Below are 14741 nucleotides of genomic sequence, written 5' to 3' on the forward strand. Positions count from 1 at the left end.
ACATGCTCTTATGGCAAACTAACGCGGTTTTAATGCCATGATTCTATGTAATAAGGACTATTCAATGCGTAATGTAATTACCGTAAAAAAAGAATTTAATGCTCCTATTGGTGATGTATTTAACTTGCTCTCTAAACATGCAACTTACAATACTGCTTTTGCACCTTTACAAGTGATACGTGTGAAAGACTCAGCAGATTCTAAAAGACCTGATGGTTTAGGCTCCGTTCGTCGTATGGGATTTGGTCCAATCAAGCCACTTAAAGAAGAAATTACATTGCTTGAAGAAAATAAAAGCATTGAATATAAACTAATAGACAATCCTTTGATTAAACATCATTTAGGTCGAATCGAGTTTTCTGAAATTACCCCATATATAACTTTAGTTACATACCGCATCGAGTTAACGGCAAAAGCTCCAGTGGTAAGTAAATTAATCCTTGCACAGCTAAAACTAGCCATTACACTAGGCTTTTCGAGATTAGCTAAAGCAATTGCTTCTTAGTGAGAGTTCAATGACAGTTCAAATTATTACTATTGATGGTCCGAGTGGTTCGGGTAAAGGAACATTGGCAGCAAAACTTGCAGCACATTATCAATATCATTTACTCGATTCGGGTGCCTTATATCGTTTATTGGGGTTGTCATTACATAAACACGATTTATTAGAGAAATTAGACAGTCAGCTTGATGAATGTATTCAATATGCACGTCACCTAGATATTAAATTTGAAACTTCCACAGCAGGGATCTTGGTTTTTCTAGATGGCGAAGATGTATCTCAAACAATTCGTACAGAGCGGGTTGGTGAATATGCATCGAAAGTTGCGGCAATTCCAGAACTTAGACAGGCATTATTTGAGCGCCAAAGAGCCTTTGCACAAGATCCTGGTTTGGTTGCAGATGGTCGTGACATGGCAACTGCTATTTTTCCAGAAGCCAATGCGAAGATTTATCTGACAGCTTCCGCTGAGTCGCGTGCGGAGCGAAGAGTAAAACAGTTGCAGGGTATGGGCCTAGATGCTAAAATAAACGACATTTTAGCTAATATACAGGCGCGTGACAAAAGAGATATGGAGCGAGAAGTTGCTCCGCTCAAGCCAGCCGATGATGCTTACATTATTGATAGTTCGGAATTAACGATCGATCAGGTATTTAAGTTGATGGTTGAGTATGTAAATAGCCGTACCATTTAGCAAATAGAATTATCAGTTGACGCATAGCTTGATCAGTCTATAAAGACTATGTTGATACTTAACTAAACCGGCCTTGTCTGATCCAAGACCGCGGAATTTATCAGGTATATCATGACCGAATCTTTTGCAGCCCTCTTTGAAGAAAGTGAATTAAACCTCAACGTTGAAAAGGGTGCAGTCATCCAAGGTGTTGTTGTAAACATCGATAGCGACTGGGTAACTGTTGACACTGGCCTAAAGTCTGAAGGCATTGTTGACCGTGCTGAATTTTTAAATGAACAACGTGAACTTGAAGTTCAGGTTGGTGATACTGTTGACGTAGTTGTTGAAGCTCTTGACAACGGTATGGGTCAAACAGTTTTATCACGTGAAAAAGCTAAGCGTGCTGAAACTTGGACTAAACTTGAAAAAATCTTTGAAGATGGCGAAATCGTTACTGGTGTTATCTCTGGTAAAGTTAAAGGCGGTTTCACTGTTGACATCGGTCCTGTTCGTGCATTCTTACCAGGTTCATTAGTTGACACTCGTCCTATCCGTGACACTACTCACCTTGAAGGTAAAGAGTTAGAGTTTAAAGTAATCAAACTTGATGCTAAACGTAATAACGTTGTTGTATCTCGTCGTGCTGTTATGGAAGCTGAATCTTCTGCTGACCGTGAAGCATTACTTGCTCAACTTGAAGAAGGTCAAACAGTTACAGGTACAATCAAGAACCTTACTGATTACGGCGCATTCGTTGATCTTGGCGGTATTGATGGTCTTCTCCATATCACAGATATGGCTTGGAAACGTATCAAGCACCCTTCAGAAGTTGTTGAAGTTGGTCAAGAAGTTACTGTTAAAGTACTTAAATTTGACCGTGAGCGTAACCGCGTATCTTTAGGCCTTAAACAATTAGGCGAAGATCCATGGTTAGCGATCATGAGCCGTTACCCTAAAGGTTCTATCGTTAAAGCTCGTGTAACTAACTTAACTGACTACGGTTGTTTCGCTGAAATCGCTGAAGGTGTTGAAGGTTTAGTTCACGTTTCTGAAATGGACCACACTAACAAAAACATCCACCCATCTAAAGTTGTTCAGATTGGTGATGAAGTTGATGTTATGGTTCTTGAAGTTGACGAAGAACGTCGTCGTATCAGTCTTGGTATCAAACAAACTCGTGCTAACCCATGGGAAGAGTTTGCTAAAGCTCATGAGAAAGGCGAAAAAGTATCTGGTACTATCAAGTCTATCACTGATTTTGGTATCTTCATCGGCTTAAATGGCGGTATCGACGGTTTAGTACACTTGTCTGATATTTCTTGGAACGAGCAAGGCGAAGAAGCTATCCGTCGTTACAAGAAAGGTGACACTGTTGAAGCTGTTATCTTGTCTGTAGACGCTGAAGGTAACCGTATCAGCCTTGGTATCAAGCAATTGAACAGCGATCCGTTCAATGATTTCTTAGCTGCTAACGAACGCGGTGCTTTAGTTAAAGGTACTGTAACTGCAGTTGATGCTCGTGGCGCAACTGTTAAGTTAGCTGACGAAGTAGAAGCTACTCTTAAAGCTTCTGAAATCAACCGTGACCGCGTTGAAGATGCAACTAAATTCTTAGAAGTTGGTCAAGAAGTTGAAGCGAAAATCATCAACGTTGACCGTAAATCTCGCTCTATCAACTTGTCTGTTAAAGCAAAAGACGAAGCTGAAGAGAAAGAAGCAGTTGCTAGCTTGCGTACAGCAACAACAAGTCAAGAAAATGGTCCTAAGACTATTGGTGACTTGATCAAAGCACAAATGAAGTAATAAGTTAACAAAGTACGGTTTCATGTAACGGAATTGTACTTTTTATACAAATTACTGTAAACGGTAGCGTAGTATTCAACATACTGCGCTACCGTTTTGTATTTAAACAGGTTATTATCAGACGACATAGAGTAGCAATAAATAACGAGGTCGTAGATGACTACTGAAGCTCTTAATAAGTCTGATTTGATTGAACGCATTGCGCTAAAAAACCCACACTTAGCTGAACCTTTGGTGGAAGAAGCGGTTAAAATTATGATTGATCAAATGATAGAAGCACTATCAACTGATAATCGAATTGAAATCCGTGGTTTTGGTAGCTTTGCTTTACACCACCGTGATCCAAGAGTTGGTCGCAATCCTAAAACAGGAAGATCAGTAGAAGTGGCAGCCAAAGCTGTTCCACATTTCAAACCGGGTAAAGCGCTGCGTGATGCAGTCAATGAATCCGGTAAATAAATAAAAATTTATAAGCGGGGTGCCTATGCGTTATCTTTTAATTGCATTGCTTATTGTTGTGTTTGGTTATTCTTTAGCACTAGTATTGCAAAATCCAACAGAGCTTTCTGTTGATTTGTTATTTACCCAAGTTCCAGCTATGCGTTTAGGCTTATTATTACTACTCACATTAGTACTTGGAACGGTGGTCGGTCTTTTGTTAGGTGTACAAGTTTTCAGAGTGTTTCAAAAAAGCTGGGAAATTAAACGTCTTCGTAAAGATATTGACCATTTGAGAAAAGAACAGATTCAAAGTGCTCAATTGGCAGCAGCAGAAGCCGCTGCAAATGTAAGACATGAAAAAACCGTTTTAGATGTTTATCCCCAAGATAAAAATTCTACTCCGTTATAATTCGAACACTACTCTTTATTCACGAGTAAAGAGTAGTATATTTCTCAATTTATTCGCATTTTCTTCTTTTTATTGTTCTAAAAATAAGTGTCCGTTGCATTAATATCTCTAAATTTGAAAGCCTTCCTTATACATTCCTTTATTCCTTGATAATTTGTCTATTATAATGATGCTGTTTTTATGTGATGGAAGAAAGTCTCTTGAGTATCATTGTTGCGTTAGATGCAAAAAGCCAATATGACGCTTTAAAAATTGTTGAACAACTTGATCCTACTTTATGTCGTGTAAAAGTGGGTAAAGAGCTTTTTACTCATGAAGGTCCATCTGTTGTAAAAAAACTTCAGGAACAAAATTTTGAAGTTTTTCTTGATCTTAAATTTCATGATATCCCAAATACTACCGCTCAGGCTGTTTGTGCAGCTGCTGATTTAGGAGTGTGGATGGTCAACGTCCATGCTTCCGGTGGTCGTAAAATGATGGAAACTTGTGTAGAGCGTTTAAAAGCAGGTAACTATCAAACTCAATTAATTGCGGTTACTGTATTAACTTCAATGGGACGTGAAGATTTAAAAGATATTGGTTTAGATGTTGAGCCAGTAGAGCATGTAAAACGCTTAGCTAAACTTACTAAAGAAAGTGGCTTAGATGGTGTGGTTTGTTCTGCACAAGAAGCTAAAATTCTTCGTGAGTTGATTGGACAAGACTTCTCTTTAGTAACCCCTGGTATTCGTCCGGAAGGTTCAAATGCGGACGACCAAAAACGTATTGTGACTCCGAAGCAAGCTATGCTTGATGGTTCTACGCACTTGGTCATTGGTCGACCGATTACTAAAGCAGAAAATCCAACAGAAATGTTGAAGTCTATTCTTGCTTCAATTGCTTAAAAATTTAGGAATAAGCTAATTAATAGCGGAGCGAGTAGGCTTAATAATAAGCCACTCATCATGGCATGTGGTACATAATGTGTACCACATGACTGTTTTACCATGGCTAATGTAACATCCATTGAGGTTGCGCCAGCACTTGAGATGGCAGGACGTGGAAAGCGCCATCCCATGGTATACATTAAAAATATAGCAACGATCTCTCTAAATAAATCAGTTAATAATGCAATGCCACCTAGTTCTGCCGAGTGTAATTGTGTAAACAAGATACCTGACATTGAATACCAGCCATAACCTTGGGCTAATGCTAATGTTTCATTCAATGCAAAATGCTTGTTAAGCAAAAAGTAGTTGATGAAGCCTGCGATACATGAGCCGATAAATGCAGCCAAAGGTACAATTAAAATCTTCCAGCTTAGCCACGTACGGTTGAAATGAGTGAAGGCAAGTTCAATACCAATTAAGAAAATAAACAGTAATAATAAATACCAACTATTAAATGAGATATGTGAATTGAATTGAGTGGTAATAGCTCCTAATAGAACACCGACGCCTAAGGCAAAAAAAGCCTTTGCAATATTCTTTAAAGCATTTACAAAGAGTTGAAGTGAGATTTTGCCTTTCACACTTTGTTTATCAAAAATTGTATAAGCCAATAAACAGGTAAAAAAAGAACCAAAAGATGTAGTAAGTGCAATAATAATAGCTGGTGGAAGTATGGCAGAAGGATTCTCAATTTGGTCCAGTGCGAGTGTTAACTCTAAAGCGACACTTGCCAAGAGAATATAAGAAAAATAGGGCAGTATTTTAAATATAAACTTTTGGATATTTAAAGATAGTTTGGGCGCTAAAAAATAGCCGGAAGTAAGTGCTAAAAAAATTTGAATGATGAGATAAAAAGATTGCATATAATAATAGGTGGATTGTTTTAACCCACCTATTATGTCTGGAACATTTTAAGCTGCATAGCTCTGTGAGCTTTTATTTAAGAGTAAGTAATCTTTAGAATTAACTTTGCGTGTTTCTAACCAGTACTTCCATGTATAAGTTGGCCATAGCGAAAAGTTTTTTCCATCGGCAGATTGATACCAGCTATTACAGCCTCCAGCTTGCCATACAGTCCCTTGAAGCTGGGTTTGAACCCGCTCGTTAAATGCATCTTGAACTTCTGGTTTGATCTCAATCGCTTTTTGCCCAGATTTTTCTACGAGTTGAATAAGTTGTAAAATGTAATTTACTTGAGATTCAATCATAAAAATAACCGAATTATGACCTAATACTGTATTAGGACCGACTAATTGGAATAGATTCGGAAAGTTTTTAGTCATAATGCCATAATAACTTTCTGCACCATTTTTCCATGCCTGTTTTAACTCGATTTGATTACGTCCAATACAAGTGAAATGTTTCAAGTAAATACGTGGGTCAGTAATAAAACCTGTACCGTAAATTAAACAATCAATAGGCCGTTCTTTTCCATCTTTAGTAATAATACTGTTTTCTTTAATCTCTTGGATGCCATCCGTCACTAACTCAACATTTTTACGATTAAATGTAGGGAAGTATTTATTTGAAATAAGAATCCGTTTACATCCCATCACAAAGTCTGGTGTGAGTTTCTTAGCTAACTCTTTATCTTTTACTTGGAAGCGAATGAACGCTTCTGCCAACTTCTGGCCATATTTCATAATTTGGGGTTGAACAATGGGTACAACGCGCGACTCATTACTCCAATAAAGACGACTACGATGAATTTGGCGATAAATATTAGAAGATTTGAACAATGCTTTACTCAAATTTGAGTATTTGCGCTCATCTCGAGGGATTACCCATGCTGCGGTTCTTTGGAATACATAGAGCTGCTTAACATCTCTAGCTATTTCTGGAATATATTGAATTGCACTACCACCCGTACCAATCGATGCGACTGATTTACCATTTAAGTTGTAGTCATGTTCCCACTGTGAAGAGTGAAAAACTTTTCCTTTGAATTTTTCGATGCCCTGAATATGAGGTATTTGCGGGATATGCAAAGGGCCTGATGCAAAAACTACAAATTGAGCTTCGAGCGAAGGTTGATTTTTAAAATCTAGAGTCCACACATGACGCATTTCATCATATTGGACATGGGTTACCTCATGGTTAAACTTACAGTAATTTTTAATCTTATATTTTTTTGTAATATCTTGAATATATTCAAAAATCTCTGGTGCTTCAGCGTAACGTTTTGACCAGTCAGTTTTGGGTGCAAAAGAGAGGGAATACATATGAGATTGAACATCACATGCCGCACCAGGGTAGCGATTTTCGCGCCAAGTTCCACCGACGTCGTTTGATTTTTCTAAAATAACAAAGTCTTGCTGTTGATTTTGGAGTAAACGGATAGCCATTGCTAGACCACCAAATCCAGCACCAATAATAGCGATTTTATTTTTTTGAATAGCATCTTGCTTTGTGTTTAGCATTGGAAACCCTGCATAAGCTGAAAAGAGGATTGCATGGAAGACTAACGTTTTTTAATCAGTTTAAACATGATTGGATCGACGTGAAAATTGATAGATTCGGCAATTAATTTTCTTTCTTCTTTATAGTAAAACATTTGAGTCTAGGGAAATTGATAGAAGAATGAAACGGTCGATACTTGGTTTAATGTATTTAATTCAAGGAATGCGCAATGCTGGCATTGATGTCGACTCACGTTTGGCTGGTATTGGAATCAAGGTTGATGCTTTAGATCCGAGTTCCACAATTCATGATCGTCTAGAATGGGATATTCAACAAATTATTAGTGAAAATGTTGAACCTGAGAAGGGCTTATTTATTGGCCAGCATTATGCTCTAGCTGGTTACGGACCCTTGCTGATGTTGCTTGTAACAAGTAATGATGTTCAAACTGCATTAAGTAAAGGGATAAAATATCAAAGGCTTACTCATTTATTTGGTGCTTTAGGGCTTTGTGAAACGGATGAGCGCACCATCTTAAATTATTTGCCTGTTGATTTGAAAACCCAAGTTGGACAGTTGCGGGCACAATGTGAAGTTTCAGGAACTTATAAATTTATTCAAGATATTTATACAATGATGGGATTAGAAATGCCCACTATGCGTATAGAACTTCCATTTGAAAAACCAACGGACTCAGATATTTTATCTCGCTATTTCGCATACTATGGTGAGGATGTGCACTTTAATGGTAAATATGCAGCATTTAGCCTAAGTAAGGATGTACTTGAAATCAAAATCCCTTCTGCGGATATCATTACACATCGTATTTATGAATCAAAATGTATTACAGAAATAACAAGATTAAATCAACAAGATCATCAAACTCCACATATCATACAATGTGTGCAAGATTATCTTGAGTTGCAACAAGGAATTATCCCGAGCATGGCGGAAACTGCTTTTGCATTGAAAATGCCTGAAAGGACATTAAGGCATCAACTGCAACAGTTAAATACGAGTTATAAGCAAATTCGTGAACAAATTATCAAGAATAAGGCATTAAAGCTTATGGAATATAGGGAATACTCAATAGAAGTTATTGCTGAATTGCTCGGTTATTCTGAACCAGCGGCATTTAATCATGCATTTAAACGATGGTTTGGGCAGAGTCCTCGACAATATGGCAAAGAGTCATCGTCGTAATTCTTGATGCTAAAAGCTAATGTGGTTGAACAAAATGTTCGCTATACTCCTATCAGTTAAAATTGAAATAAAACGATATGTTAAATTTAAAATCTTCTCATAGTACTGCATTCTCACCTTCTTCCCCAGCAGAACGCTATGCTGAGGCTTTAGCTTCAGGCCAGTTTATGGCAGATGAAGCGCAAGCACAGGCAGTGCAAGAATTAGATCGTGTATGGAAAGAACTTTTAAACCGTTATAAAGCCTCTAAAAAAGCTTTCCGTCGTTTTCGCCGCCAAACCTCACCTAAAGGTGTTTATATGTGGGGTGGAGTAGGTCGTGGAAAAACTTGGCTCATGGATCAATTTTATGAGTCAGTGCCGTTTCGCCGTAAAACACGTATGCATTTTCATCATTTCATGCAACATGTTCATAAAGAGCTAAATAAGCTTTCAGGCCAACGCAATCCACTTGAAATTGTGGCTGACCAAATTTATAAAGATGCAGTCGTTATTTGTTTTGATGAGTTCTTTGTATCAAATGTAACTGATGCAATGATTCTCAGTGATTTATTCCAAAAATTGTTTGTTCGTGGTGTGACATTAATTGCAACATCCAATATCGCACCAGACGGTCTATATAAAAACGGTATTCATCGTGATCGCTTTTTACCAACAATTGAAATGGTTAAAAAGAACTGCACTGTTTTAAATGTAGATGCAGGTGTGGACTATCGTTTACGTGTATTAAAACAAGCTCAATTATTTAAATCGCCATTAAGTAATGAAGTTCAAAACTGGATGTCAGAACGTTTTAACGCACTAACTCATACACAAACTCATTCTCAAGAGCCAATTGTAATCAATAATCGTATTGTTGAGACGCTAGGCCATACAGAAGATGTGTTGTGGTGTGAATTTTCTGAACTGTGCTTTAAACCACGTAGCCCAGCAGATTTTATTGAAATTGCGAATATCTATAATACGGTTCTGGTGAGTAATGTTCCTCATTTAACAGATTTCTTATCTGAAGGTACACGTCGTTTTATTTATTTAGTCGATGAATTTTATGATCGTGGAGTAAAATTACTGTTAACTTCTCAAGATAGTATTATTGATATTTATCAAGGTGAAAAGTTAGCGTTTGAAATTGAGCGTACTCGTTCACGTTTGTTAGAAATGCAATCTGATGAATATTTACATTCTGAACATCGTCATATTGATGATACTAAAAACGCATAAAAAATAGATATGAAAAGCGCTCTAAATAGGGCGCTTTTTTTACAACAAAAATTGATAAATTTAGTTAAATAGTGCTTTTTCACACTGTAAAGTTTGATATAACTAAATACGCTTTAGAAAAATAAGATAGTGGAATTTTTTGTCTGTTAACAAAAAGTCTAGTTTCAGTATCTTTAAATATTGAATAAATTGTTGGGAATCCTAGTTAGAATTTTAATATTTTCTATATAGAAAAATTTATCTTTGTCAATAGTTTTACAAGGGAAAATGCTTACTATTTAGGAATGTGATATTAGTATTCAGCTTAATTTAAATCGGTATACTAGGATTCTCTTGGTATAAAAAGTAGCAACTTCAGGAAAGACAATGACTGCACGTATTCAAAAAGGCAAGTTAGCGATTGCTAAAGAACTTTACGATTTTATCGAAAATGAAGCTTTACCAGGTTCTGGTTTAGATAGTGAAACTTACTGGAAGAACTTTGAGCAAGTTGTTGTCGATCTTAGCCCAAAAAATAAAGCATTATTGGCTAAGCGTGATGAATTACAAGCAAAAATTGATGAGTGGCACCGCAACAATAAATTTGAATTAGGTGCTTATAAGGCGTTCTTAACTGAAATTGGTTATTTATTGCCAGAAGTTGAAGATTTTCAAATTACAACTGAAAACGTTGATGAAGAAATCGCATTATTAGCAGGTCCACAGTTAGTTGTACCTGTACGTAATGCACGTTATAGCTTAAATGCAGCAAATGCGCGTTGGGGCTCTTTATATGATGCACTTTACGGTTTTGATGTAATTTCTGAAGAAGGCGGAGCTGAAAAAGGCAAAGGATATAATCCTGTACGTGGTGCAAAAGTGATTGAGTTCGCTAAAAACTTCTTAAATGAAGTTTTCCCACTTGCACAAGGTTCACATGCAGATGCGACAAAATATGCGATTGAGCAAAACAAACTTGTTGTGACTTTGAAAGATGGTTCAAAAACAGGTTTAGCTCATGAAGCTCAGTTCGTTGGTTTCAACGGTGAAGAAGCGAACCCTACAGAAGTTGTTCTTTTAAGTAATGGCCTTCATGTCATTATCGAAATTGATGCATCTAGCCCAATTGGTCAAACTGATTTAGCGGGTGTTAAAGACTTAACATTCGAAGCGGCTGTAACTACTATCCAGGATTTAGAAGATTCTGTTGCGGCAGTAGATGCTGAAGAAAAAGTTGAAGGTTACCGTAACTGGTTAGGTTTAATGAAAGGTACGCTTCAAGAATCTATCGAGAAAAATGGTAAAACAATTGTTCGTGATTTAAATAAAGATCGCGAAATTAAAAACTTAATTGGTGGTACAACGAAACTTCATGGTCGTTCACTTATGTTACTTCGTAACGTAGGTCACTTAATGACTAACCCAGCTATTTTGGTAGATGGTGAAGAGATTTTCGAAGGTATTATGGATGCATTGGTAACGCCATTGTTGTCAGTTGCGGACATTCGTAGTGAAAACGAAAACAAGAACTCTCGTAAAGGTTCTATGTATATTGTTAAACCAAAAATGCATGGTCCAGAAGAAGTTGCGTTTGCTGTAGAGTTATTTGAACGTGCTGAACAAGCAATTGGTTTACCACCTAAATCGTTAAAAATCGGTATTATGGATGAAGAGCGCCGTACATCTGTAAACTTGAAAAACTGTATTGCTGCTGCTAAAGACCGTACGATCTTTATTAATACTGGCTTTATGGACCGTACTGGCGATGAGATTCATACGTCAATGGAAGCTGCGCCAGTTGTGCGTAAAGAAGCTGTAAAAACACAAAAATGGATTGCTGCTTACGAAAACCGTAACGTTGCAATTGGTTTAAAATGTGGTTTACAAGGTAAAGCACAAATTGGTAAAGGCATGTGGCCAAAACCAGATAGCATGAAAGATATGTTAGCAACTAAAGCTGCACATCCAAATGCGGGTGCTTCATGTGCTTGGGTTCCATCTCCGGCAGGTGCAGTGCTTCATGCGATGCATTACCATCAAGTGAATGTTAAAGCACGTCAAGATCAGTTGAAAGCTGAAGAAATGTTGTCATTAGATGACTTGTTGACTCCTCCGTTTGCACCAGAAACAAACTGGTCAGCAGAAGAAATCAACAATGAGCTTGAAAATAACTGCCAAGGTATTTTAGGTTACGTTGTTCGTTGGGTTGACTTAGGCGTGGGGTGTTCGAAAGTTCCTGACATTAACAATGTGGGCTTAATGGAAGACCGTGCAACATTACGTATTTCTTCTCAACACGTTGCAAACTGGTTACGTCACGGTATTGTGACTCGTGAACAAGTTGAAGAAGTGCTTAAACGCATGGCAAAAATTGTTGATGAACAAAACGCGAATGATCCATTGTACAAACCAATGGCAGCTAACTTTGAAACCAACATTGCTTTCCAAGCGGCTTCTGACCTGATCTTTAAAGGTTGTGAACAGCCTTCTGGTTATACTGAGCCGTTACTTCATGCTGCTCGTTTAAAGTTAAAAGGTTATACAGGTGACTAATTTTAACCTGTCATAAAAAAAGCCTCTTCGGAGGCTTTTTTATTTGAAAGAATAAATTAAATGTATGACTTAATTATTACTCACAATTCCAATTTTGGTGACACCTAAACGCTGCGCCGTAGCCATGACCATCGCTACATTTTTATATTCAGCCATTTGATCTGGTTTAAGTTTGATCTGGTCTTGATCTTTTTTGGCCACCACACCTTGAAATAAAGTCTCTAGTGCTGTGCGGTCAGTAACTTGCTGGTTATTCCAAAACACTTTACCTGCTGCATCAATTCTTACATCAATCACTTCAGGTGGCTTTTCATTTGTTGGAGGCGGTGTGCCGTTTGGCAAATTAATATTAATCGCATTGTTTGGTGCAGGGATGGTAATAATGAACATAATAATAAGTACCAACATGACATCAATAAGAGGCGTCATGTTAACTTCTAACATCACATCGTCATCATTATTTGAACCGACATTCATACCCATAAAATTCTCCTTAAAATAATTACTGGGAGGCTGGTGGGGTAGTAACAAATGCAATTTTGCCAATACCAGCTTGTTTGGTCGTACTAATGACCTGATCTATCGCCTCAAAATGAGTAAGCTGGTCTCCACGAATATGAACTTCTGGCTGAGGCCTTTTTTGTGCAACTGCTTGAAGCTTTAATAGCAATATTTCTTTATTAGGCACATAGCTTTCATTCCAGAAAATATCTCCTTTCTTGTTCACGGAAAGTTGAATATTTTCAGGTGTGGTGGCATATGGCGTATTTTTTTCTTCCGGTAGTTTCACTGGAACCGTATGTGTAACTACCGGAATCGTAATTAAGAAAATAATAAGTAAAACCAACATGACATCAACTAGAGGCGTCGTATTAATTGCGCCAATCATTTCATCGTCATCTTCAGAACCCACACTCATACCCATAACGTTTGCTCCTCGTTATTTAATGCTGCGGTTAACCGAATTATTGGTACTAATTTCTCCGCTTAATAAAACTGCGTGTAAATCTGAACCAAACGAACGAACATTTTCCATAACGGCTTTATTACGGCGAGTCAGCCAGTTGTAACCAAGTACAGCGGGTACTGCGACTGCAAGACCAATAGCTGTCATAATTAGAGCTTCACCGACAGGACCAGCAACTTTATCAATAGATGCCTGACCTGAAATTCCGATGGCAGTTAATGCGTGATAAATTCCCCAAACCGTACCAAAAAGACCAACAAAGGGTGCCGTTGATCCAACTGTTGCTAAGAAAGCTAAACCACCACCTAAATGATTTTGTATTTTTTCAATTGCGCGTTGAATTGATATGCTCACCCATGTATTAAAATCGATTCGCTCAAGTAAAGAGCCGCCGTGCGATTTAGTTGAGTTAATGCCTTTTTCTGCAATGAAGCGATATGCGCTACTTTGTTCTAAATTATCAGCTGCATTATCTAGTGAAGTTGCTTCCCAAAAACTTTTCTCTGCCTCTTTACCTTGTCTTTTTACTTTAGCTTGTTGTAAGAATTTTGAAATAATGATGTACCACGTGCCAATAGACATCAGTACTAATATAAATAAGGTAGATTTAGCGACTAAGTCTCCTTCACGCCAAAGCGCTTCTAGACCATAAGGGTTTTTAACAGTTTCGCTTGTTGCTGGTTTCGGTGGTGGAGTTGGAGTATTTGCATTTGAAGTCGCTTCAGTAGTTGCGGTTGCCACAGGAGTATTACTCGTTTCTTCTGCAAAAACCGAGTTTAATGGAAGTAATGAGCAAGCTGCGATTAAACTTGCAGAAGCGAAACGTACTAGCGGTTGAGTTGATTTTTTCATCATATTATCTCCAATATTTTTTAATTTCTTACTAATTCAATTGTTTATTCAATTACGAATGGATATTCAATTTCATACCAGTCTTGCTGAGGCACGCCATCTTTCATTGCTGGTTTGAATGTACATAAGCTGTAAGCTTTAGTTGCTGCTTTATCTAAAGTTTTGCTGCCACTTGATTTTTTTACTTTGGCATCAATGACTTTGCCTGAAGTATCAACCAAAACACGTATACGCACCGTACCTTGTTCTTCATTCATCAGTGCTTCACGAGGATATTCCGGTTTTTCACATCCAGCAGAACCTTCTGAAACACCGCGAGTTACGCCAGCTGGTTTAGGAGCTGGGGCAGCTGCCACTGGAGCTGGTGCGGCAACAGGGCTTGGTGATGGGGTGCTAGGTGCAGCAGGAGCTGGAGTAGCAACTTTAGTTGGTTGAGCTACTGGTGTCGTTTTTTGTACCGGTGTCGCTACTTTCTCTACTTGTTTAGGCGGCTCAGGAACTTTGGCAACTTTTTCTACCATTTTAGGTGGCTCAGGCGGTTTTTCTTTAGGTTTTGGCTCCTCTGGTTTAGGGGGAGGAGGTGGCTTAATATCTTGAATAATTTGTAATTCCACAGGTTTTTCTGCTGGTTTTTGAATATTGTTTGCTAAACCTGACATCAGAATATAGGCAACAATAAGATGCAGAAAAAGTACTGCGGCAATACCAATAAGGCGCTTTGCAGATTTATTTTCTATGTCTGTAAAAGTCATGCCCATAGTTACTCCTGAAACTTGAGACAAACAATTCTTAAATTAATGTTTGACT

General features: G+C 37.8%; 15 protein-coding genes. 9 read left to right on the plus strand and 6 right to left on the minus strand.

The genetic code is table 11. From position 1 onward, the window contains the following. Positions 1–64 precede the first annotated feature (64 nt). From OD757_RS09200 to pyrF, 6 genes are all read left to right on the plus strand, one after another. Entirely contained in the window at positions 65–505 is a 441-nt protein-coding gene (locus tag OD757_RS09200; protein WP_263031655.1) for an SRPBCC family protein, read from the plus strand. Positions 506–515: 10 nt separating this feature from the next. After that, the gene (gene cmk, locus OD757_RS09205) at positions 516–1196 is read left to right on the plus strand and encodes a (d)CMP kinase (protein WP_009387179.1); all 681 of its coding nucleotides are present in this window, start codon (positions 516–518) and stop codon (positions 1194–1196) included. A gap of 111 nt (positions 1197–1307) precedes the next feature. Further along, positions 1308–2981 carry a 30S ribosomal protein S1 gene (rpsA, locus tag OD757_RS09210; RefSeq protein WP_009387126.1) on the plus strand — a complete coding sequence of 558 codons (1674 nt, stop codon included), beginning with the start codon at positions 1308–1310 and terminating at the stop codon, positions 2979–2981. 156 nt (positions 2982–3137) lie between these two features. Beyond that, positions 3138–3440, plus strand: coding sequence for an integration host factor subunit beta (locus OD757_RS09215; RefSeq protein WP_003651488.1), 303 nt, complete (start codon positions 3138–3140; stop codon positions 3438–3440). A 25-nt stretch (positions 3441–3465) separates the two neighbouring features. Next, positions 3466–3831 (plus strand): lipopolysaccharide assembly protein LapA domain-containing protein, encoded by a 366-nt coding sequence (locus OD757_RS09220; RefSeq protein ID WP_009387088.1) that lies wholly within the window; start codon positions 3466–3468, stop codon positions 3829–3831. A 185-nt stretch (positions 3832–4016) separates the two neighbouring features. Further along, positions 4017–4715: an orotidine-5'-phosphate decarboxylase gene (pyrF, locus tag OD757_RS09225; RefSeq protein ID WP_016138293.1), complete on the plus strand. Its 699-nt coding sequence runs from the start codon at positions 4017–4019 to the stop codon at positions 4713–4715. Here the strand turns inward: pyrF and OD757_RS09230 are convergent. Beyond that, entirely contained in the window at positions 4712–5623 is a 912-nt protein-coding gene (locus tag OD757_RS09230; RefSeq protein WP_263031656.1) for a lysine exporter LysO family protein, read from the minus strand. The two genes, pyrF and OD757_RS09230, sit on opposite strands and share 4 nt — an antisense overlap. Before the next feature lie 48 nt (positions 5624–5671). Then, positions 5672–7180, minus strand: coding sequence for a flavin-containing monooxygenase (locus tag OD757_RS09235; protein ID WP_263031657.1), 1509 nt, complete (start codon positions 7178–7180; stop codon positions 5672–5674). Between the two features lie 160 nt (positions 7181–7340). Here OD757_RS09235 and OD757_RS09240 point away from each other — a divergent pair, with 160 nt between their 5' ends. The 3 genes from OD757_RS09240 to OD757_RS09250 all read left to right on the plus strand — a co-directional run bounded on the left by OD757_RS09240 (position 7341) and on the right by OD757_RS09250 (position 12115). Then, a complete protein-coding gene (locus tag OD757_RS09240) occupies positions 7341–8363 on the plus strand; it encodes an AraC family transcriptional regulator (protein WP_263031658.1) in 1023 nt (340 codons plus the stop codon). 77 nt (positions 8364–8440) lie between these two features. Next, positions 8441–9583: a cell division protein ZapE gene (zapE, locus tag OD757_RS09245; protein ID WP_009387105.1), complete on the plus strand. Its 1143-nt coding sequence runs from the start codon at positions 8441–8443 to the stop codon at positions 9581–9583. A gap of 366 nt (positions 9584–9949) precedes the next feature. After that, entirely contained in the window at positions 9950–12115 is a 2166-nt protein-coding gene (locus OD757_RS09250) for a malate synthase G (RefSeq protein WP_263031659.1), read from the plus strand. A gap of 69 nt (positions 12116–12184) precedes the next feature. Here the strand turns inward: OD757_RS09250 and OD757_RS09255 are convergent, their stop codons facing one another. From OD757_RS09255 to OD757_RS09270, 4 genes are read right to left on the minus strand one after another with little or no spacing between them, the layout of a single operon-like run. Beyond that, positions 12185–12598, minus strand: coding sequence for an ExbD/TolR family protein (locus OD757_RS09255; protein ID WP_263031660.1), 414 nt, complete (start codon positions 12596–12598; stop codon positions 12185–12187). Positions 12599–12617: 19 nt separating this feature from the next. Further along, complete coding sequence (locus OD757_RS09260) at positions 12618–13040, minus strand: ExbD/TolR family protein (RefSeq protein ID WP_263031661.1); 423 nt, start codon at positions 13038–13040, stop codon at positions 12618–12620. Between the two features lie 15 nt (positions 13041–13055). Beyond that, complete coding sequence (locus OD757_RS09265; RefSeq protein WP_262770912.1) at positions 13056–13937, minus strand: MotA/TolQ/ExbB proton channel family protein; 882 nt, start codon at positions 13935–13937, stop codon at positions 13056–13058. Between the two features lie 41 nt (positions 13938–13978). After that, positions 13979–14692, minus strand: coding sequence for an energy transducer TonB (locus OD757_RS09270; RefSeq protein ID WP_005304763.1), 714 nt, complete (start codon positions 14690–14692; stop codon positions 13979–13981). Positions 14693–14741: the final 49 nt, after the last annotated feature.

Origin of the sequence: Acinetobacter sp. AYS6 (genome assembly GCF_025630795.1) — a bacterium.
Classification (GTDB): domain Bacteria; phylum Pseudomonadota; class Gammaproteobacteria; order Pseudomonadales; family Moraxellaceae; genus Acinetobacter.